Origin of the sequence: Salinisphaera sp. (assembly GCF_002729955.1) — a bacterium.
In the GTDB taxonomy this organism is placed as follows: domain Bacteria; phylum Pseudomonadota; class Gammaproteobacteria; order Nevskiales; family Salinisphaeraceae; genus Salinisphaera.
In genome coordinates, this window is the sequence record NZ_PBYA01000008.1 from 57,917 (window position 1) to 77,472 (window position 19,556).

Below are 19,556 nucleotides of genomic sequence, written 5' to 3' on the forward strand. Positions count from 1 at the left end.
GTTCGCGGGTGGGTCGCATCGCCATATGAGCCGAGCAGCACACAAGCCGAGTCCGGGCCAGGGCTCTGCGCGCCGCCGCAAGCCCAAGCCGCGCAAGCCCGCGGCGCGGCCTGACACGCCGCGGCTGATCGCGTTAAACAAGCCGTTCCGGGTGCTGACCCAGTTCACCGACGGCAACGGGCGGGCGACGCTGGCCGACTATCTCGATGTGCCCGGCGTGTATCCGGCCGGCCGGCTCGATCGCGACAGCGAGGGGCTGCTGCTGCTGACCAACGACGGCCAGCTGCAGGCTCGGATCACCGACCCGAAGTACAAGCTGCCCAAGACCTACTGGGTACAGGTCGACGGCGAGGCTACGAACGCGCAGATCGAGGCGCTACGCGCCGGCCCCATGCTCAAGGATGGTCCGACCCGGCCAGCCGATGTCGAAATCATCGTCGACCCCGAACTCTGGCGCCGCGACCCGCCCGTGCGTTATCGCAAGAATGTGCCCACCAGCTGGCTTGAAATCACTATCCGCGAAGGCCGCAATCGCCAGATTCGACGCATGACCGCCGCGGTGGGTCTGCCGACCCTGCGCCTCGTGCGTACCCGTATCGGGCCTTGGTCGCTGGCCGGGCTGGCCAGCGGCGAGTGGCGTGAACTGGCGCCGAGCCTGCCCGGCTAGAGTCGCCGCGATTACGCCTTCTGAGTCAGCTCGGTCGGCGCATCGCTGTTGATCAGCCCTTCGCGTTTGACCGCCTGCCAGAATGCCGGGTCGATCGAGGCGCGCATGGACGCCGCGTTCTCGCGCGCCTGCCGTGCATTACGTGCGCCCGGAATGGTTGCGGATACGATCGACGGCGCCGCGGTGAACTGCAGGGCCGCGGTCCGCAGATCGGTGCCATAGGACTCGGCCAACTTGCTGAGCTTGGCGCGTTTTTCGCGATAGCCGTCGGGAATGGGGTCGCCGCTGTAGAGCCAGCGATCCTTGCCGGCCAGAAAGCCGGCACCCAGGGGCGCACCGATCACCACCGAGCAGCCCTGGGCCTCGCATTTCGGAAACAGCCGCTCGAGCGCGTCGTCGTGGTTCATCAATGTATAGCGCGTGGCCTGTAGCAGCACGTTGGGCTCGGCATTGTCGAGGGCCGCGAGCGCGGGCTCGATATCGTTCACGCCCATGCCCCAGGCCTTGATCAGCCCTTCCTCGCGCATTTTGGTGAGCTCCGGCATGGCGCCTTCGATCGCGGTCTTGAGCTGGGCATCGTAGTCGTCCAGATCCTTGTTGCTGGGCGCCAGATCGTGGATGAACACCATATCGAGACTGGGCACGCCCAGGCGCTGCAGGCTGTCTTCGACCGAACGTCGCACGCCGGCGGCGGTGTAGTCGTAGCGATAGTTGAAGTTCAGATCGCCCGCCCAGATACCGTGGCTGTCCATCGATGCGTCGGGGGTCAGCAGGCGCCCCACCTTGGACGACAGCAGATACGCTTCGCGCGGTTTGCCGTCGAGAAAATGCCCCATGCGGCGTTCGCTCAAACCCAGGCCATACCAGGGCGAGGTATCGAAATAGCGCACGCCCGCATCCCAGTGCGCCTGCATCATGGCCTCGACGGTTTCGTCGGAAGTTTCGGCAAACATATTGCCGGCCTGGGTACCGCCGACGCCGTATTTATGCGGCGGGCGATAGCCCGACGCGCCGCTCGGGTTGGCCGGCATCGAGTCGGGGCTGTGCGTGGCATGCGCTGCGTTGTCTGCGGCAAAGGCGCGCGGTACGAGCAGCGAGGCCGCACCGGCCAATCCACCGAAGGCGGCCGTGCGAAGAAAATGACGACGGCTGGTCATGATGTATCCGTGAGCTTTGAACGATGCCGGCCAAGGTAGCAGACGCTACCGACAACGTTCGACGTCAGGGGCTGTCGCCCAAACGTTGCAGCGACTGGAAGCGGCCGTTGTCGTCGTAGCTCAGGCGGTAGACGCCGTGCACGCCGTCGCGCGTGACCACGCGCCGCAGCGCCTGGGCGGGTAGCAGCACACGCCGACCGTCGGTGCTGGAGGCATAGACATGGTCGACCGAGCCCGCATAGTGGGCCTGACACTGGGCGGCACAAAGTTCGATGATCAGATCGATGCTCGGCATGGGCAGACAACGCTCACATGGGCCCGGGCTGTTCCTGCGGCTGGGCGGCGACGCGCTCGCAGGAGGCCGCCCGCGATTCCGGCCGGGCGAGCAGGAAACCCTGGCTGTATTCGCAGCCGAACGAGCGGATCCATTCGTGCTGGGCACGGGTTTCCACGCCTTCGGCCACCACGCCCAGATCCTGCCCGTGTGCCAGATCGACAATGCTGCGGACCAGTTCGCGGGCGACCGCATCGTGCTCCAGACGCTGGACGACGCTCTTGTCGAGCTTGACCAGCGCCAGCGGCAGCCGGGTGAGATAGGCAATGGACGAATAGCCGGTGCCGAAATCGTCCATGGCGATACGAATGCCCAGCGTGTTCAGGCGCGCCATGGTGCGGGCCGCTACGTCGAAGTCGGCGATCAGGCTGCGCTCGGTGAGTTCGAATACCAGCCGGCGGCCGTCGATGCCGTGGCGCGCCAGCACGCCGGCGACACAGTCGTAGAAATCGCTCTCATAGAATTCACGGCCGGGGATGTTGATTGCGACATAAGGCAGGGGCAACGACCGTTGCTGCGCCTGCCATTGCGCGATCTGCGCGGCAGCGGTATCCAGCGCGTGTTCCACGAGCGCCCGGCTGAGGTTGTGTTCGGCTTCGGCCAACGGGATGAATTCATCCGGATAGATATCGCCGAGTTCGGAGTCGTGCCAGCGCGCGAGCAGCTCGAAACCGGCAAGCACGTCGCCGCGATTGCTGAACAACGGCTGCCAGTGGAAGTCGATACCGCCTTCCTGCAATGCGGTTTCGAACAGACGGCGGATATGGCGATCGCGCAGCAGCTGGCGGTTGATCGTTTCCGAGAAAAGCACGACGCCGCGGCGGATATCGGCGCGTCGGTGGGCCTGGCGTGCACGCGACACCAGTTCCGCGGCCTGACGCCCATGATCGCCGTGCACGGCAAGGCCGCCAACGACCTGAAACGCCACCTGGGCCGCGCCGCCGCTGACCGCACGGTTGGCATAATCGACCTGGCGCTCGCAGTCGGCACGTACGGCTTCGATATCCTCGCCGTCGGGTACCGCGCCGACGAATTCGGTATCCGACAGGCGTGCGATATAACAGAAATCCGCCGCCCCATCCTGAAGCGCCGCCAGCCAGCTCGCGACCGTATTGCGTGCGACCTGCTCGCCGTAGGTCTGTTCGTAGTGGGCGAGATTGACGATATCCAGGTGCAGCACCGCACTGCCCTGCCCGTCGCGAGCGCGCGACATCAACACATCGTCGAGGCGTTCGAGGGCGATCGTGCGGGTAGCGACCGGCAGCGAGGGGTCGCGATCCATCAGCCTTGCGACGTGGCGATCGTGTGCCGCGATACGCCGGTCGAGATCGAATTCGTGTTCGATCCAGTCCGCCAGTTCCTTGAGCAGCTGGCGGTCCCGGTCGCTGAAGGCGCGCGGCTTGTAGCCGGCCAGGCAGATCGTACCGATCGGCCGGCCCTTGGGCCCATGCAATGGCATGCCGGCATAGCTGCGTATATACGGCGCCCTGGCGACATAGGGTAGATGCGAAAAACGCAGATCGCGACTTGCGTCTTCCACGAATAGCGGCTTGTCGTGGACGATGGTGTGATCGCACACCGACACGCTGCGTGACGATTCCTTGATCTCGATGCCGCAGGTGGACTTGAACCACTGGCGGTCGCCTTCCATGAGCGACATCAGCGCGATCGGCATATTCAGCAGCTGGGTGGCCAACCGCGTGATCCGGTCGAAGCGTTCCTCGGGGCGGGTGTTGAGCAGGCCGAGTTCGAGCAGATCCGACAGGCGCTCGGATTCCCGACGGTCGCTATCGGCTGCCGCATTGATATGCCGTCGCGCCCCGGGCTGCTGCGGCAGCCCGTCGCCGGTCGTTTCGCTGGTCACTTTCCCCGTCCTTTGGCGCTCGCCCCGCTAGATGCGCATATCCCAATCGTTATCGCTCGGACGCGCATTTTTTTCAAGCACCGGATACCGCGCACCGGCCGCCCGACACTGCCCCGCCCCGGGCCGAGCGGCCGGTGCGCGTTCAGTCTGCTGCCTCGAGCTTGTCCTGGGTACGGTATTCGAAGTCGCTGGCGTCGTGGCGCTCACGCAGCTGCTCCTGCGGTTCGCCCCAGAGACGGTTGACCATACGCCCGCGCCGCACGGCCGGACGCGCATCGATTTCCTGTGCCCAGCGCTGCACGTTCTCGTACTCCTGCACCTGCAGGAATTCGCCCGCATCGTAGAGCCGGCCGAGTGCGAGCGCGCCGTACCAGGGCCAGGTCGCGATATCGGCAATGCTGTATTCGCCGCCGGCCAGATACTGGGATTCGGCCAGGCGCCGATCGAGCACGTCGAGCTGACGTTTGACTTCCATGGTGAAGCGATCGATCGGGTACTGCATCTTCTCCGGCGCATAGGCATAGAAATGCCCGAAGCCGCCGCCCAGATACGGGGCGCTGCCCATCTGCCAGAACAGCCAGTTCATCGCCTCGGTACGCGCTGCGGGTTCGCCCGGAAGGAATTCACTGAACTTCTCGGCCAGATACAGCAGAATCGAGCCGGACTCGAACACCCGCGTCGGGTTGGTCGTACCGTAGTCGACCATCACCGGAATCTTGGAGTTGGGGTTGATGGCGACATAGCCGCTGGAAAACTGCTCGCCCTCGCCGATATTGATCGGCCAGGCGTCGTATTCCGCGCCCTCGTGGCCGAGTTCGAGCAGCTCCTCGAACATGACCGTGGCCTTCACGCCGTTGGGCGTAGCCAGCGAATAGAGCTGGAAGTCGTGCTTGCCGACCGACAGCTCGGCTTCGTGGGTCGGGCCGGCGACCGGGCGATTGATATTGGCGAACTTACCGCCGCTGCCCTTTTCCCAGGTCCAGACTTTCGGCGGCGTGTAATCGTGGTTTGCGTCACTCATCATCGAATTATGTTGATAGCTGTTGGCCGCGATTATCCGCATATCCGGGCCTTGGCGTCGAACTGGCCACCGCCGGGCAGCGGCCAGGACATCGACTAGTTGCGCCGGTCTGCATAGCCGTCGGGCAGTTGCTGCGGCGCCTCGGCGACCACGCTTTCGTCATCGATTTCGCGCGTTTCCACGAAGGTCAGCCGGGCGAATTCGTCGATCACCTGTTTAGGGTAGGTCGGGCCTGCATCACGCAGCGCGCGCATCGTCTCCAGATGATCGTTCTGGTAACACACCGTTTTTTCCGGTGCCTCGACCACCCAGCGCGGAAAGAAGATCACGCCGTGCAGACGTCGCTCGGCGAAGTTCGCGGTCACACTCACCGAGGTGCCGGTGGGCTCGTCCCACGATACCTTGCAGACGTCGTCGGACAGGCGTGCGATATGCGCGGCCTGATCGCGTACCCAGCGCCCGCCGACCATACCGCTATGAATACGGTAGTCGATGGTGCGGGCGTTCTTGATATACATCTCGTACTGCCAGCCGTTGTCATAGGTATAGATGAAATGGCGGCCGAGAAAACCGGCAAGCTCCTCGGGATGGGTCGAGTCGAAGGATTCTTCCGTGATCATGAGACAGCGCTGTTCCTTAGAAGCCTGGGGCGATGATGCGCGCCGGCCGCTTGCATGACCATGAACGCGTCGCTTCGCTCAATGGCGACGGCCCAGACGTCGGATCACCGGCCCTACCGTCAGCCCCTGGCCGACGATAGAGAACAACACCACGCAGTAGGTGATGGTCAGCAGCGTATCGCGGGCGTCGCCGGGCGGTAGCGCCAGGGCCAGGGCCACCGAAATACCGCCGCGCAGCCCGGCCCAGGTCAGCAGCGCACTGGCGTTGCTGCCCAACCGGTGCCAGGGGCGCACCAGCTGCAGGGCCACGCTGACACAGCCGTAGCGGGTGACGAGCACCAGCGGGATCGCGCATACGCCGGCCAGCAGGTAGCGCCCGTCGAGGGTGATATGAATCATCTCCAGCCCGATCATCACGAACAAGACGGTGTTGAGGATTTCGTCGACCGTTTCCCAGAAGGTGTCGAGATGCGCACGGGTGGTGTCGCTCATCGCGAACATGCGCCCGTGGTTACCCACCAGCAGGCCGGCGATGACCATGGCGATCGGCCCCGAGGCATGCAGCACCAGCGCCAGCTGATAGCCGCCGAGCACCACCGCCAGCGTGACCAGAATCTCCACCTGGTGATCGTTCATGCGCCGCAGCATCCAGAAGGCCAGCCCGCCCAGGGCCAGGCCCAGCAAGGCACCGCCGACCACTTCCTGAACGAACAACAGCGCGATCTCACCCGCGCCTTCCACATGGCCGGCGCCGGTCAGGCCGAGCAGGGCCAGAAAGACGACCACCGCCACGCCGTCATTGAACAAAGACTCGCCGGTGATATTGGTTTCGAGCTCCTGCGATACCCCGGCCTGCTTGAGCAGGGCCAGCACGGCGATGGGATCGGTGGGGGTGATCAGCGCGCCGAACAGCAGACAGTAGACAAAGCTCAGCTCAAAGCCCAGAAACGGCACGAGCAGATAGGTCACGCAGCCGATGATCGCGGTGGAAAGTACCACCCCGACCGAGGCCAGCACGCCGATGGAAAAGCGATGCCTCCACAGATCGCCCAGGTTGACCTGCAATGCGCCGGCAAACAAAAGGAAGCTGAGCATGCCGTCCATCAGCGTGCGGTTGAAGTCGATGGCCAGCCACCAGTCGCCGGTCTGTTCGCGCACCGCCAGAACGCCGAAGTAATCGGCCGCAACCAACCCGGCCGAAACGACCAGACTGAGCAGCATCACGCCGATCGTGGTCGGCAGGCCCACGACGCGGTAATTGACGAACGCGAGCACCGCGGCCAGCGATACCACGACGGCGCTAATCTGTAGCAGACCCACGGCCTGTCCCCCAGCAAAAACGCGACAGGATAGCGCGTGGGCTTACGACCTGGATATCGAATCCAGCCGGTAGACACGGGCGGCCGTGTCGAAGAACAGCGCGTTCTTTTCGTCTTCGGAACAGCCGCGCGTCAGGTACTTGAAGGCGTTCCAGAGGGTGACGTAATCGCAGCTGAAGTGATCGACCGGAAAATTGCTCTCGAACATGCAGCGCGTCGCACCGAAGGCTTCGATACAGGTTTCGATATAAGGCGCCCAGGCGCCTGCCAGCGCTTCGTGCGACGCCGGTCGATGTTCATAGGACCATTCGAAGCCGGCGAACGGCATGGCCAGCCCGCCGAGTTTGACCACCACGTTGTCGCAGGCTGCCAGGGCCTTGATCCGTCTGCGCCATTCGTCAAAGCGGGCATCGCGCTGGCCTGCATACACGCCGATACCGACCGGGCCGCCGACGTGGTCGAGCACGATCGTCGTGTCCGGGAAGGCCTGGGCCAGATCGACCAGATCCGGTAGCTGGGGCTCCAGCAGCCAGGCATCGAAGCTCAGCCCCCGCGGCGCCAGTTCGGCAAACCCCTTGCGAAAATCGGGGTCGCGCAGCAGATGGGCGGGCGTGCCACGGGTCGATAGCGGGCCCAGCACGTTTTCGTCCGCGTCGTAGGCCGCGCTGTGGCGAATGCCGCGAAAGCGGCCCTGCCCGGCGGATAGATGGGCCTCAAGCACCTCGGCCACGTCCGCGCCCAGACGCAGGTCGGCATGGCCCACGATGCCGGCACAGGCGCGCGTATCGCCATAGACACCGCTGGCGGCTACGGCCGCCACGCCGTTGACGAACTCGGTTTCGCCCACGCTGCGCAGGGGTTTGGGGCCGTCGGCGCGATACATCGCCCGGCATTCGATGAACACCGTTGCGCGGATGTCGTGGCCGCGGTCGGTATCGGCCAGCAGCTCGTCGAGCATGTAGCGCGGGCGTTCGCGCAGCATGCGGCTGAAGCCGTGTTCGGCGAACGGCATGGCGCCGAGATCCAGCCGCGAGCGATCCCATAGATGATGATGGGGGTCGATGATCGGACGGTGGGGTTCGAGTATGTCGGCTTTTTCGCTCATGGCGCTCCTCTGCACGTGGCGGTTCGTTGTTGTGCCCGAAACTTATCATCGAACGAGCGTTCGGTTCGTGAAAGACCGTGCACGGTTATTTGATGTAGCAGGCATATTCAGGCCTGCTAGGGGCATCGTGTTTTCATCGGACGCCTGACATGAGTGCTTATCGAGACGGCATACGCCTGGGCGTGGCCGGCGCGGCCGCGGCGGCGGCGATCTATTTCCCGCAGCCGCTGGCCGCGCGCATCCAGACCAGTTTCGATGTATCGGTGCTATGGGCGGCGATGCCGATGACGTTCGCTTTCATCGTGCTCACCTCCGGGCCGGTTGTGTTCGGGCGCTTCATTACCGTGGCGCGGGCGATGCGTATCGTCATTGTCACCGAGCTGCTGCTCGCCGCGCTGTTTGCGGCTCAGGCCGTGGCCTTCGATTCGCTGCCCTATTTCCTCCTGCGCGCGCTGCAGGTGTTTTTATTGCCGCTGTTGATCCCGGCGGTAATCACCGGCTCGTCGAACATTCAGGGCTCGAACAATCGCGCCCGCGATCTGGCCTTCTATACCGCGGGCACCATCGTCGGCGGTGTCGGCGGGCGGTTGATCGCCGTAGGGTCGGTCACATTCGAACACTGGCAGCTCGGCAGCCTTGCCATTACCGCCATGCTGCTGTTCTCGGCCTGGCTGCTGCGCGATCCGCCGGTACTGGGCAGCGACATGCCGCGTCGGCCATCGGCCCATGCCAACACGGCCGTCCCGCCGGTGGAGCAGAAGAAGAGCTGGTGGTGTCAGGTGACCCTGTCCTACCCGGGCCTGGCACTGGCCTTTGGCGTGCTGACCACGGTACTTACCTGTCTGCCCTTCGAGATCGGCTACAAGCGTGGCGGCGCGCTGATGCTCGCCATCGTCTACGGCGGTTATGCCGTGGGCATCGCCACATCGCTGGGCGCACCGGTGATCACCCGTATCAGCCGTGGCCTGCCCAATGCGACCCTGGTGGCCGCCATCGTGTTCGTCATCGGCCTGGGCGGCGTCATCCAGGGCTCGTTTCCGGCGCTGGTGGCGGGCGTGGTGCTGCTGTGCGGCAGCATGGTGTTCCAGCAGGCCACCCAGATCGTGCTGCTCAACGACTACTTCGCCCGTTCCCAGTCGGGCACGGTGAGTGCGCTGTTCGTGGCCGCGGTATTCGCCGGCGGCACCCTCGGCTCGAGCGTGATGGTGTCGCTTTATGAATGGGCCGGCTGGGGCGTGGTCATGGGGATCTGCCTCGTTTTTGCGCTCGTGGCCGGCTACTGCGTTTATGCCGCGGCCCGTCAGCAGGCCCAGGCGGCCCGCGCCCTGCCCTGACCACGCCGACACAGGCGCTGGTGCTGCGCGCTGCCGCGCGGCAGACTGCGACCGTATTTTCCAACCGAGCGTGGCATGTCGTCGATCATTCTCCACCACTACGGAGCTTCCCCGTTTTCGGAAAAGGTTCGGGCCATTCTGGGTTACAAGCAGCTCGAATGGCGCTCGGTGCTCATCCCGCGCATCATGCCCAAACCGGAGCTGGTGGCCCTGACCGGCGGCTATCGCAAGACGCCGGTCATGCAGATCGGGCGCGACATCTATGCCGATACGCATCTGATCACACGCCAGATCGAGCGACTCGCGCCCGAACCGAGCCTTTTCCCCGAGGCCGATATCGCGAGCGTCATCGGGCTCGAACAGCTCGGCGACAAGCGGCTGTTCCTGGCCGCTGTACCGGTGATGTTCCGCCCGGCGGGCCGTGCAGTGCTCATCGACAAACTCGGCAAAGACTATCTGGCCAGCTTTGGTGCCGACCGCGCCGCCTTGTTCAAGGGTGGCCATGTCGCACGTCCGGACGCGGCGTACTCCGACGCGGTTCTGCCGCCAACGCTGGATGCCGTAGATCACCAGCTCACCGACCGTGACTTTCTGTTTGGCGAGCGCCCCTGTATTGCCGATTTCTCGGTCTATCACCCCATCTGGTATATCCGCTCGAACAGCGGTGTAGCGCCACTGCTCGACGACTACCCCAACCTGCTGGCCTGGGCCGATCGCGTCCGCGCGCTGGGACACGGCACCCGCGAAGATATCGATGCCGGCCAGGCGCACGAGATCGCCGCGCGCTGCGAGCAGTGGCAACCGCTGCCGGCCGCGGTCGAGGGCGGACTCGTCCCCGGCACGCGGGTATCGGTTGCGGCCACCGATTACGGCACCGAACCCAGCCAGGGTGAGCTGGTATCGATCGCCGCCGACAGCATGACCATTCAACGCGGAGGCCCGGACGGACAACCCGTTCGCGTGCACTTCCCGCGCGACGGTTTTCGTGTCGAGGCGGCCGAGGCGTAGCCCCTGCGGCGGCGCGCCGCCCTCGCCGTGTTGCGAAAAAACCGAGCCGGGCCGTTGTACCCACCGGCCCATGCCACCATTATCGGTTCATCCATTCGACCCGCCGATAGAGGCCGAGTCATGAAACGAGCACTGGGCGCGATGGCCGCCAACTGGCTGCGCAAACCGGAAAACCAGGAACGCATCAAGCGCACCGCGCGCAACGTGTGGGGCAAATTCCAGCAGCGCCGTGAGGCCCGCAAGAACCCGAGCGCGGGCACGAAGGCCCGCGAGGCCCGTCCCACCGAGCGCAACAGCCACGATGAATGAGTCGCGTGCAAAACGTGCACGCGGCGCGGGGCTGCTCGCAATGCTTGCGGCCGTGCTTCTCGCCGGCTGTGCGGGCGGCCCGCCCGAGGATCCGACCGAACCGGCCTATCAGCGCTATTGGCAGTGCGCCTATGGCGCGGCCATGCCCTATGCAGCGGACTACAGCGTGAGCCCGCGCAGCGCGGCCGCTAGGGCGCAGTCGGCCTGCGCCAACGTCTATCGAGCGTATCGCGATGCGCGCATCAACTATGTGCGTTCGGTCGTGCCCTCGCATGATCGCGACATGGCGACCACGCTGGGCAATCAGGCGGCGCGGGAACGGCGCAAGATGGTCACGCAGCGCCTCATCGAGCTGGTTGCCGAGGCGCGTTAAAAGTCCTCGCGGGTGGCCGCACGCGCTGCGTTCCGGCTCTACCCTGCGCCCGCGTGGCAAATCGGGTTACGGGCAGCCCGGCCGTCTTTGATACCGTCGGTCATGAATTGAATGCACCGACCAACGAGCCCCGCCATGACTGCGCAAACACTGCCCGACACGATGCACGCGATGCGCCTGACCGGCCACGGCGGCGTAGACAAGCTCGTCTACCAGGACGACGTGCGCACCCCCACGCCGGGGCCCGGCGAAGTCGTGGTCCGAGTGACCGCCACGGCCAAGAACAATACTGACCGCAAGGCCCGCGAAGGCCTTTACCCGACCCGTGAAGCCAACGATGTGACCTCGTTCGCGATCGGCGGCACGCCGACGCTGACGTTCCCGCGGATTCAGGGCGCGGATATCGTGGGCCGGGTGGCGGCGGTCGGCGACGGCGTGGATGCCTCGCGTATCGGCGACCGGGGCCTGCTGGACTTCAATATCTATGCCGAGACGCCCAACGGGGCCCGGCGCGATATCAACCTCATGCCCGACTATTACGGCCACGGCGCCGACGGCGGCTATGCCGAGTATGTCGCCGTCCCCGCCGATCAGTTCCATACCATCGACAACGATCTGAGCGATGCCGAGCTGGCCAGCCTGGGCATGTGTTCCTATCAGACCGGTTACCATATGCTCACGTCGGCGAACATCACCGCGGGCGAGCGTGTGCTGGTCACCGGTGCCAGTGGCGGCGTGGGCACGGCGCTCATCCAGCTGTGCCGGGTGATCGGCGCCATTCCCTATGCGCTGAGCACGCCCGACAAGGCCGATGCGCTGCGCGCGCTGGGCGCCGAAGCGGTGTTCGATCGTGCCGATATGGACGATTTCACGGCGACGGTGCGCGAGGCCACCGACGACGAACCCATCGATGCGGTGATGGACCTGGTCGGCGGCGACATGACCCGTCGCTTCATCGACACGATGATCTTCGATATGGGCCGTCGCACCACCTATCCGCGCCTGAGCATCGCCGGCGCCAGCGGCGGCAACGTCAGCGAAGTGCTCTGGACCCGTATCTATCTCTATCAGGTGCAGATATTCGGCGTATCCCACGGCACCCGCGACGAGGCCGAACAGCTCATGCGCTGGATTCGCGGTGGTGAACTCCAGCCCGTGCTCCATGCCGCGTTCAAGCTGTCAGAACTGCACGAAGCCGAGCGCTATTTCGTGGATCGCTCCAGCAATTACCTGGGCAAGATCGTGATCGTGCCCGACAGCCAGTGGGACCAGCACGGCGCCCCCTACGCGCTGACCGGCTGACCCGTCCGAACTCGCAGCGACGCCTGCATCGCTCCCGAATTTTTCAAGAGACCGCGGCATGAGCGCAGAACTCACGTTTCAGATCATCGATACCCATGCCGGCGGCGATGTCAGCCGCATCGTGGTGGGCGGTATTACCCAGTTGCCCGGGGCGACGGTACGCCAGCAGATGGAGTATCTGCGCGACCATGCCGACGGCCTGCGCACCGTGTTGCTCGAAGAGCCCTACGGTATCCCTGAGATGTCGGTGGACCTGATCGTGCCGCCGGCCAACCCCGAGGCGCAGGCCGGTTACATCATCATGGAAGTGATGGGCTACCCCATCTACTCGGGCTCCAACACCATCTGTACGGCCACCGCCCTGCTCGACAACCACATGATCCCCAAGCGCGAAGGCCGTCAGCAGTTCGTGCTGGAATCGCCCGCCGGACGTGTGGCCATCGAGGCACGGGTGGAGAACGGCGTCGTGGAGGCGATCACCTGCGAAGGCCTGCCCAGCTATATCGACACCCACCGCGCCACAATTCATGTGCCGCTCATCGGTGAGGTGACCTACAGCATTGCCTATAGCGGGGGCTTTTATGCGCTGGTCGACGCGGCCGAGCTGGGCTTTTCGCTCACCCGCGACGAGGAGTCGCGCCTGGCCCACTGCGCCCAGGCAATCGTCGAGGCCATTCTGGAAGAACGCGGCTTTTCTCACTACGAGCTCGGCGACGTGGGGCCACTGCCGTTCCTGCACTTCATGGGCGATGTCGAGCAGACCGGCGCCGGCCATTACCGCTCGCGCTCGGCCACCTATGTGCACCCCGGCGTGATCTGTCGCAGCACCACCGGCACCGGCACCTCCGCGCGTATGGCGTTGATGCATTACGAAGGCCGCATGCAGCCGGGCGATACGCTGGAAACCGTGTCACTGCGCGGCTCGAGCTTTCTGGGCACCTTCACGCGTGTAGCCCAGGCCGGCGGTCACGACGTGGTGGAAAACACCATCACCGGCAAGGCCTATGTGATCGCACGTTCGCAGATCGTGGTCAACCCCGAAGACGAACTGGTCGACAGTTCCCAGCTGGGCGGCATTCTCACCTGCACACAAACTCGGGGCTAAGCGGACCGCATCCGTTCGACACGGCGGGCGCAACGGCGCTGGATCTATTCATTCCGCCACTAAACGCAAAGGACGGGCATGGCGGCTCGGTTTCGCCGCGCACGCGAGAGGCTAATCAGATCTGCGTGCATCTGCGTCGATCTGCGGGCGTCTTGTCTTCCCAAACACGCCACATGTACATACGCCCTGCGGCAACGCGGGCCGTTAGCCGACCGATCGAGCGAAATGGCGGGCGATCGCCCCCGGCGTGGTCAGCCAGACATCGTCGCGCACCGCCGCCACATGGGCGAGCGCCCGGCGTAGCGCGCGCAGGCGAAACGGCTGGCCGACGATATACGGGTGCAGCGCGATGCCCATGACCAGGGGCTGCTCGCGCGCCTGCTCGCGCATTTCGTCGAACTGGTCGACGATGCGGGCGGCGAACTCGCGATAGTCGATATGGTGGGCCACGATCGACGGAATATCGTTGATCTCCTGCGGGTACGGCACTGATAGAATCCGCCCGCCGTCACGCGTGGCCATCCACGTCGGTTGATCGTCGTGGCACCAGTCCAGATGGTAGCCAAAGCCGGCCTCGGCGAGCAGGTCCGGGGTGATCTCGCTCTGGGCGATCCATGGGCCGAGCCAGCCGTTCGGTGCCTCGCCGAACGCCGCCGTGAGTCGATCGCGCGACTCGGCGATGAGCGCGGCCTCGCCGGCCTCGTCGAATTCGTTCTGGGATTCGCTGTTGGTCCGCCCGTGGGCAATGAGCTCGGTATGCAGACGCTCACGATAAGCCGTCACCAGTTCCGGACAATGGTCGAGGATCGTGCTGTTCACGATCAGGCCCACCGGCAGATCGAGCGCTTCGAACATGTCGAGCATGCGCCAGGCACCGACGCGGTTGCCATAGTCGCGCCACGCATAGTTGAGCACGTCAGGCTCGCGTCGGCCGCTCGCAAGCGCCGCGCCGTAACCCTGGCCGAAATCGAAGTGTTCCAGATTCAGCCCGACATACACTGCCAGTCGCCGGCCGTCGGGCCAGTCGAAGTCCGGCCGATCAACGATGGCGCTGTAGGGATAGCGCCCGTGGCTTCGAGGGGTTCGTGGCATGACAGGGCCGCAGACGGAATAGACGGCGCCAGTGTAAGGCCCGGATGCATGCGGCGCCCATCTGCGCTAGCGTCGGGTACGGGGGTGTGGTGCATGCGATCGAATCATACATTCGCGACCGGGTGGCTCATCCACGTGGTGCTGGTGTTATTCAGCGGCCTTACGGCCGCCGCCGAACCGCCATCGGTCACGCTGGCCGAACGCTACGACGGCCAGCACGATCTGTCGACCTACTGGGTGAGCGAGAAATACGACGGCGTACGCGGCTACTGGACCGGCGACGCACTTCTCACCCGCGGCGGTACGCCTATCGATACGCCGGCCTGGTTCACCGCCGGCTGGCCGGACACGCCCATGGACGGCGAGCTGTGGATCGGCTACGGCGAGTTCGCCCGTGTTTCCGGCATCGTACGAACCCACGACGCCCGCGATCGCGAGTGGCGCCGGATCAGCTATCGCGTGTTCGACCTACCCGAACACGGCGGCGATTTCGACGCCCGGGTGCCGGCCATTCGCGAAACCGTGGCCGCTATCGACCAGCCCTGGGTGGTCGCGATTCGTCAGTTCAAGGTCGACGATCCGACCGCGCTCGATGCGGCCCTGGACGCAGTGCTCGCCCGTGGCGGCGAAGGGTTGATACTGCACCGCGGCGCGGCGCCCTATCGCGCCGGGCGCAGCGACGATCTGCTCAAACTCAAGCCCTACGACGATGCCGAAGCGATCGTGACCGCCATCAACCCCGGCCAGGGCCGCCTCGAAGGCCTGATGGGCTCGCTCGACGTACGTACGCCCGACGGGCGCGAATTTGCCATCGGCAGCGGCTTTACCGACGCTGAGCGTGCCGATCCCCCACCGGTGGGCAGCTGGATAACCTATCGTTACAACGGCGAAACCGCGACCGGCCTACCGCGGTTTGCCCGTTTTCTAAGGCGACGACCGGGCGGACCGCCGCCCGAGCCGGACTCAGGCGGGTAAGACGACACGCGCCGCCTGCCCCGATCCGAGGGCCAGGCCTAGGCGACTAGAGCTTGACCTCGAAGCCTTCGAACTGGGGCGGGCCGAGATAGATATCGCGGCGCGCGCCGGCGTTTGCGTGGGCCTTGCGAAAGGCCTCGCTCTGGGTCCAGGCCTCGAACGCTGCGCGGGATTCCCACTCGGAGTGCGAGGCAAACAACGTGTGCTCCTCGTTGGACGGCCCCTGCAACAGATTGAACTGCTTGAAGCCGGGCACCTCCTGCAGATGGGTGTCGCGTTCGCGCCAGATGGCGAGAAACTCCTCTTCGCAGCCGGGTTTGATCTTGAAACGGTTCATGGCAATGAACATGGCCTGCTCCCATCCGTGAAAAACCGTTGTGAGTATACGCATCGCCCGGCGCCCCATGGCCAGGACGATCAATGCGCAGTACAGCTACAATGGCGCGTTTTGTGACCGGGCCGGCCTTGGCCCCGACAGGAGCCTTCGTGCTGATTCGTATTCTCGAGATCACGGTGCCGGTATTCGGCATCATCGCCCTGGCCTACGCCTACGGGCGCCGACGCCCGACTGATCTGCGCGATGCGAACCGGCTCAACATCAGCATCTTCACGCCCGCGCTGATTTTTCATGCGCTCACCGAGCGCTCCCAGGGCGGGGACGATTTCATTATGGCCGCCGTCGGCGCCACGGTGATCGTGCTCGGTTCCGGCCTGCTCGCCTGGTCCTGGGTACGGTTCACCAAACGCGACCCGGCCGTCTACGTCGGCCCGGCCATGTTCAACAACTGTGGCAATCTGGGCCTGCCGCTGGCGATTCTCGCCTTCGGCGAAGACGCCCTGCCGCTGGCCGTGGTGCTGCTGGTCACCGAAAACCTGCTGCAATTCACCGTCGGGCTGTGGCTGCTGGGCGATTCGATTCATATCAAACGCCTGGCCACCAATCCGGTCCTGGTGGCCACCTTCGCCGGCGTGATCGGCATGGTCATGGACTGGCATGCCCCGGCCATGATCGAGCCCGGCATACGCATGCTAGGCGAAATCTCCATTCCGCTCATGCTGGTCGCACTCGGCGTACGCCTGGCCGACGGTGCGCCGGGCCAATGGTCCGCCGGCTTCTGGGGCGGACTGGCCTGCCCGCTCACCGGCCTGATCGTGGCCGTGCCCTGGGTTTTGATCACCCAACCCGATCCGCCGCTGGCCGCACTGCTGATCGTGTTCGGCGCCCTGCCGCCGGCCGTACTCAACTACATGCTCGCCGAACAGTTCGAGATCGCCCCGCAGCAGGTCGCCGCGATCGTGGCCGTCGGACATGTAATCGCGCTCGCGGTCATACCGCTCGCGCTTTATTGCGTTCTATAGCGCCTGCATCGAGATCGCTTGCCCAGCTACGTCCCATGCGAGAAAAGACGTCAGCGAAGCCGCGAGGGTAATTTGCTCGGATTCGCCTTGCCATGCGTACGAGCGAGTATCGTAATTCGGCTTTCTGGTATCTGATACCAAACCAGAAACGGAAATCGGCGCAGCACTGCTCGCCGTATGCCGCGGTATTTTTGCGGGTAAAGAAACGGCTCTTCGGCGATCCGCGCCACCAGGGCGTTGAATTCAGCGTTGAACTCGGCTGCCAAACCGACCTGTTGCTGTTCGTACCACTACTGAGCTTCCACCACATCACGTTCTGCGGTGCGACGAAAATAGACGTTGTAGATCAAGGCAGCTGGCTTTTGATTCGCTCGCGAACGTCGGACCACGGGCTTTCGTCAGCCGGATTCGCTTCAGCATCCGCGATACGCGCGTCCAGTAACGATTGCTCGGCGGCTGTCACCGGCACCTCTTCCGTGCCAATCGTTTCCCAGACCGCCTGGATGAACTCCAATCGCTCAGCAAGTGAGAGTTCCTTGACCTTCGATATTAAGTTCGCATCGATCATGGCTAGAGAATAGCGTAATCACCGCATACGCAATACGCCCGGTCACCAAGCACACAACTCAAGCAGACAACTATCGAGTTCAAACCGGCGCGGCACAATAACAAGCCGTCTCAGCCCACCTGGGTACGCCATGGGGGAACGCGCGCAGCGACCACTTACCTTCAACTGGACAACGCCCCAGATGTTCGGCGGTTCGCACAAAAAAGCCGGCCGATCATAAGACCGGCCGGCTTGGCGCAACGCAGGATGCGCTATCCGATCAACTCTGTTCGCTCAGGAAGGGATAGTCGGTATAGCCCTTTTCGTCGCCGCCGTAGTAGGTGGCTTCGTCGGGCTTGTTGAGTTCGGCACCGACACGGAAGCGCTCCACAAGATCCGGGTTGGCGATATAGGGACGACCGAAGGCCGCACCGTCGCCGAGATCCTTTTCGATCAGGTCTTCGGTCTTCTCCGCCGTGTAGTGGCCGCAGAAAATAAGCTTGCCGTTGGCAAAGCGCTCCCGCAGGGACTGACGGAACTCGTCGGTGAGCTTGATATTGCCGCCGGCCCAGTCGGGTTCCGCGATATGCAGATAGGCCAGACCACGCTTGTTGAGCTGTTCGGCCATGTAGAAGGCCATGGCCTTGGGTTCGTCGTCGCTCAGGCCGAAGATCTCGATGAACGGCGACATGCGAATGCCCACGCGATCGGCGCCCATCACTTCAACCACGGCATCGACGACTTCCAGCGGCAGACGCGCGCGGTTCTCGATCGAGCCGCCATAGGCGTCGGTCCGCTTGTTGGAACCGGTGGCCATGAACTGCTGGAGCAGATAGGCGTTGGCGGCATGGACTTCCACCATGTCGAAGCCGGCCCGCTTGGCGCGGATGGCGGCCTGACGATATTCCTCGACCACCTCGGGGATTTCCTTGGTTTCCAGCGCACGCGGCGTGGAGGAATCCTGCAGGCCTTCGCTGCCATCCTCGAACTGGACATAGGACTGGGCGCCTTCGCCGCGAATGGCACTGGGCGCGACCGGCTTGCGGCCGTCCGGGTGCACCATTTCATGGCCGACCCGGCCGACGTGCCACAGCTGCAGGCACATGCGACCGCCGGCGTCATGCACGGCGTCCACCACGCCTTTCCAGCCGGCTTCCTGCTCGTCGGTGAAAATGCTCGGGGTGAACACATAACCGCGGGCGGATTCCGAGATGTTGGTAGCCTCGGAGATGATCATGCCGGCGCCGGCACGCTGCGAGTAATAGGTACGCTGCATTTCGCCCGGCACCTGATCGCGACAGCGCGCACGTGTGAGCGGCGCCATGATGACGCGGTTGGGCAGCTGTACGGCGCCAAAATCGATGGGGGAAAGAAGCTTGTCGACGGCCATTTTGGTTCCTTGGACGAAAGATCGTGTGATGCCCAAGGAGTTGGTGGCCGCGACGGGCAAATCAAGTCGATTGCGCACAACGCATTCTTGCGCCAGACACAAAACCGGGCACAAAAAAGGCCCTGCCGCAGTGCGACAGGGCCTGAACTCGCCTGGCTGCGCTTATTCGGCCTTGACCGTCAACGTGCCCTTCATGCCGGCCTGGAAATGGCCCGGGAAGGTGCAGATATAGGTGTAGTCGCCCGGCTCTTCCGGTGCGGTGAAGGTCACCGAATCGGATTCGCCGCCGCCAACCAGCCCGGTATGGGCGACGATCTGGTCGCTCAATTCTTCCGGCACGTAGTCGTTGGCCTTGGCGCTCATCGCGGCTTCGTCGATCTTGGCCGCATCGGCATCCGCCTTGAGCAGAATCCAGTTATGCGCCATGGCCGCGGCCGGCAACTTGCTGTTGTTGACCAGCTTCACCGTGACTTCTTCGCCCGGCTTGACCGTGATCGATTCCTGGCTAAAGCGCAGGCTGTTGGTGCCCTCGATTTCGACCGTCTTCGCCTGGGCGGCGACCGCCAGCGTGGACAGCGCAGCAAACAGCGCGAACAGAATTGTCTTCTTCAACATGTGAATTATCTCCGTCGATTTTGTATATGCACAATGAAAGCAATACGAGCGATACGCAAG

The 19,556-nt window shown here is 64.3% G+C and carries 22 protein-coding genes; 9 read left to right on the forward strand and 13 right to left on the reverse strand.

What is annotated here, in order from left to right; translation table 11 throughout:
* Nucleotides 1-25: 25 nt before the first annotated feature.
* Complete coding sequence (locus CMN27_RS02440; RefSeq protein ID WP_293623815.1) at nt 26-667, forward strand: pseudouridine synthase; 642 nt, start codon at nt 26-28, stop codon at nt 665-667.
* A gap of 11 nt (nt 668-678) precedes the next feature.
* Here the strand turns inward: CMN27_RS02440 and CMN27_RS02445 are convergent, their stop codons facing one another.
* From CMN27_RS02445 to CMN27_RS02475, 7 genes are all read right to left on the reverse strand, one after another.
* Complete coding sequence (locus CMN27_RS02445; RefSeq protein ID WP_293623816.1) at nt 679-1,824, reverse strand: aldo/keto reductase; 1,146 nt, start codon at nt 1,822-1,824, stop codon at nt 679-681.
* A 64-nt stretch (nt 1,825-1,888) separates the two neighbouring features.
* Nucleotides 1,889-2,119, reverse strand: coding sequence for a DUF2835 family protein (locus CMN27_RS02450; protein WP_293623817.1), 231 nt, complete (start codon nt 2,117-2,119; stop codon nt 1,889-1,891).
* Between the two features lie 13 nt (nt 2,120-2,132).
* Nucleotides 2,133-4,022 (reverse strand): sensor domain-containing phosphodiesterase, encoded by a 1,890-nt coding sequence (locus tag CMN27_RS02455; protein ID WP_293623818.1) that lies wholly within the window; start codon nt 4,020-4,022, stop codon nt 2,133-2,135.
* Between the two features lie 142 nt (nt 4,023-4,164).
* Complete coding sequence (gene yghU, locus CMN27_RS02460; protein ID WP_293623819.1) at nt 4,165-5,043, reverse strand: glutathione-dependent disulfide-bond oxidoreductase; 879 nt, start codon at nt 5,041-5,043, stop codon at nt 4,165-4,167.
* A gap of 95 nt (nt 5,044-5,138) precedes the next feature.
* Complete coding sequence (locus CMN27_RS02465) at nt 5,139-5,663, reverse strand: phenolic acid decarboxylase (protein ID WP_293623820.1); 525 nt, start codon at nt 5,661-5,663, stop codon at nt 5,139-5,141.
* A gap of 78 nt (nt 5,664-5,741) precedes the next feature.
* The gene (locus tag CMN27_RS02470) at nt 5,742-6,983 is read right to left on the reverse strand and encodes a sodium:proton antiporter (RefSeq protein WP_293623821.1); all 1,242 of its coding nucleotides are present in this window, start codon (nt 6,981-6,983) and stop codon (nt 5,742-5,744) included.
* A 42-nt stretch (nt 6,984-7,025) separates the two neighbouring features.
* Nucleotides 7,026-8,087 carry an amidohydrolase family protein gene (locus CMN27_RS02475; RefSeq protein ID WP_293623822.1) on the reverse strand — a complete coding sequence of 354 codons (1,062 nt, stop codon included), beginning with the start codon at nt 8,085-8,087 and terminating at the stop codon, nt 7,026-7,028.
* A gap of 149 nt (nt 8,088-8,236) precedes the next feature.
* Between CMN27_RS02475 and CMN27_RS02480 the strand changes: the two genes are divergently transcribed.
* The 6 genes from CMN27_RS02480 (at nt 8,237) to CMN27_RS02505 (ending at nt 13,518) form a co-directional block, all read left to right on the forward strand.
* A complete protein-coding gene (locus CMN27_RS02480) occupies nt 8,237-9,421 on the forward strand; it encodes a hypothetical protein (protein WP_293623823.1) in 1,185 nt (394 codons plus the stop codon).
* A gap of 75 nt (nt 9,422-9,496) precedes the next feature.
* Nucleotides 9,497-10,429, forward strand: coding sequence for a glutathione S-transferase family protein (locus tag CMN27_RS02485; RefSeq protein ID WP_293623824.1), 933 nt, complete (start codon nt 9,497-9,499; stop codon nt 10,427-10,429).
* A 120-nt stretch (nt 10,430-10,549) separates the two neighbouring features.
* On the forward strand, nt 10,550-10,738 hold the full coding sequence (locus CMN27_RS02490; protein ID WP_293623825.1) for a hypothetical protein: 189 nt from the start codon (nt 10,550-10,552) through the stop codon (nt 10,736-10,738).
* On the forward strand, nt 10,731-11,111 hold the full coding sequence (locus tag CMN27_RS02495; RefSeq protein WP_293623826.1) for a hypothetical protein: 381 nt from the start codon (nt 10,731-10,733) through the stop codon (nt 11,109-11,111). The genes CMN27_RS02490 and CMN27_RS02495 overlap by 8 nt, the downstream gene beginning before the upstream one ends.
* Nucleotides 11,112-11,246: 135 nt before the next feature.
* Complete coding sequence (locus tag CMN27_RS02500) at nt 11,247-12,413, forward strand: zinc-binding dehydrogenase (RefSeq protein ID WP_293623827.1); 1,167 nt, start codon at nt 11,247-11,249, stop codon at nt 12,411-12,413.
* Nucleotides 12,414-12,471: 58 nt separating this feature from the next.
* On the forward strand, nt 12,472-13,518 hold the full coding sequence (locus CMN27_RS02505; protein WP_293623828.1) for a proline racemase family protein: 1,047 nt from the start codon (nt 12,472-12,474) through the stop codon (nt 13,516-13,518).
* A gap of 204 nt (nt 13,519-13,722) precedes the next feature.
* Here the strand turns inward: CMN27_RS02505 and CMN27_RS02510 are convergent, their stop codons facing one another.
* Entirely contained in the window at nt 13,723-14,610 is an 888-nt protein-coding gene (locus tag CMN27_RS02510) for a polysaccharide deacetylase family protein (protein ID WP_293623829.1), read from the reverse strand.
* Nucleotides 14,611-14,703: 93 nt separating this feature from the next.
* On the opposite strand from CMN27_RS02510, the gene CMN27_RS02515 reads away from it, so the two are divergent.
* Complete coding sequence (locus CMN27_RS02515) at nt 14,704-15,585, forward strand: DNA ligase (RefSeq protein ID WP_293623830.1); 882 nt, start codon at nt 14,704-14,706, stop codon at nt 15,583-15,585.
* Between the two features lie 46 nt (nt 15,586-15,631).
* On the opposite strand, the gene CMN27_RS02520 is transcribed toward CMN27_RS02515, so the two are convergent.
* On the reverse strand, nt 15,632-15,934 hold the full coding sequence (locus CMN27_RS02520; RefSeq protein WP_293623831.1) for an antibiotic biosynthesis monooxygenase: 303 nt from the start codon (nt 15,932-15,934) through the stop codon (nt 15,632-15,634).
* A 137-nt stretch (nt 15,935-16,071) separates the two neighbouring features.
* Here CMN27_RS02520 and CMN27_RS02525 point away from each other — a divergent pair, with 137 nt between their 5' ends.
* Nucleotides 16,072-16,944 carry an AEC family transporter gene (locus CMN27_RS02525; protein ID WP_293623832.1) on the forward strand — a complete coding sequence of 291 codons (873 nt, stop codon included), beginning with the start codon at nt 16,072-16,074 and terminating at the stop codon, nt 16,942-16,944.
* Nucleotides 16,945-16,994: 50 nt separating this feature from the next.
* On the opposite strand, the gene CMN27_RS02530 is transcribed toward CMN27_RS02525, so the two are convergent.
* The 4 genes from CMN27_RS02530 to CMN27_RS02545 all read right to left on the reverse strand — a co-directional run bounded on the left by CMN27_RS02530 (nt 16,995) and on the right by CMN27_RS02545 (nt 19,496).
* Complete coding sequence (locus tag CMN27_RS02530) at nt 16,995-17,210, reverse strand: hypothetical protein (protein ID WP_293623833.1); 216 nt, start codon at nt 17,208-17,210, stop codon at nt 16,995-16,997.
* Between the two features lie 80 nt (nt 17,211-17,290).
* Nucleotides 17,291-17,512, reverse strand: coding sequence for an addiction module protein (locus CMN27_RS02535; RefSeq protein WP_293623834.1), 222 nt, complete (start codon nt 17,510-17,512; stop codon nt 17,291-17,293).
* A gap of 259 nt (nt 17,513-17,771) precedes the next feature.
* Nucleotides 17,772-18,881, reverse strand: a complete 1,110-nt coding sequence (locus CMN27_RS02540) for an alkene reductase (protein ID WP_293623835.1) — start codon at nt 18,879-18,881, stop codon at nt 17,772-17,774.
* Nucleotides 18,882-19,043: 162 nt separating this feature from the next.
* Nucleotides 19,044-19,496, reverse strand: coding sequence for a plastocyanin/azurin family copper-binding protein (locus tag CMN27_RS02545; protein ID WP_293623836.1), 453 nt, complete (start codon nt 19,494-19,496; stop codon nt 19,044-19,046).
* Nucleotides 19,497-19,556 lie beyond the last annotated feature (60 nt).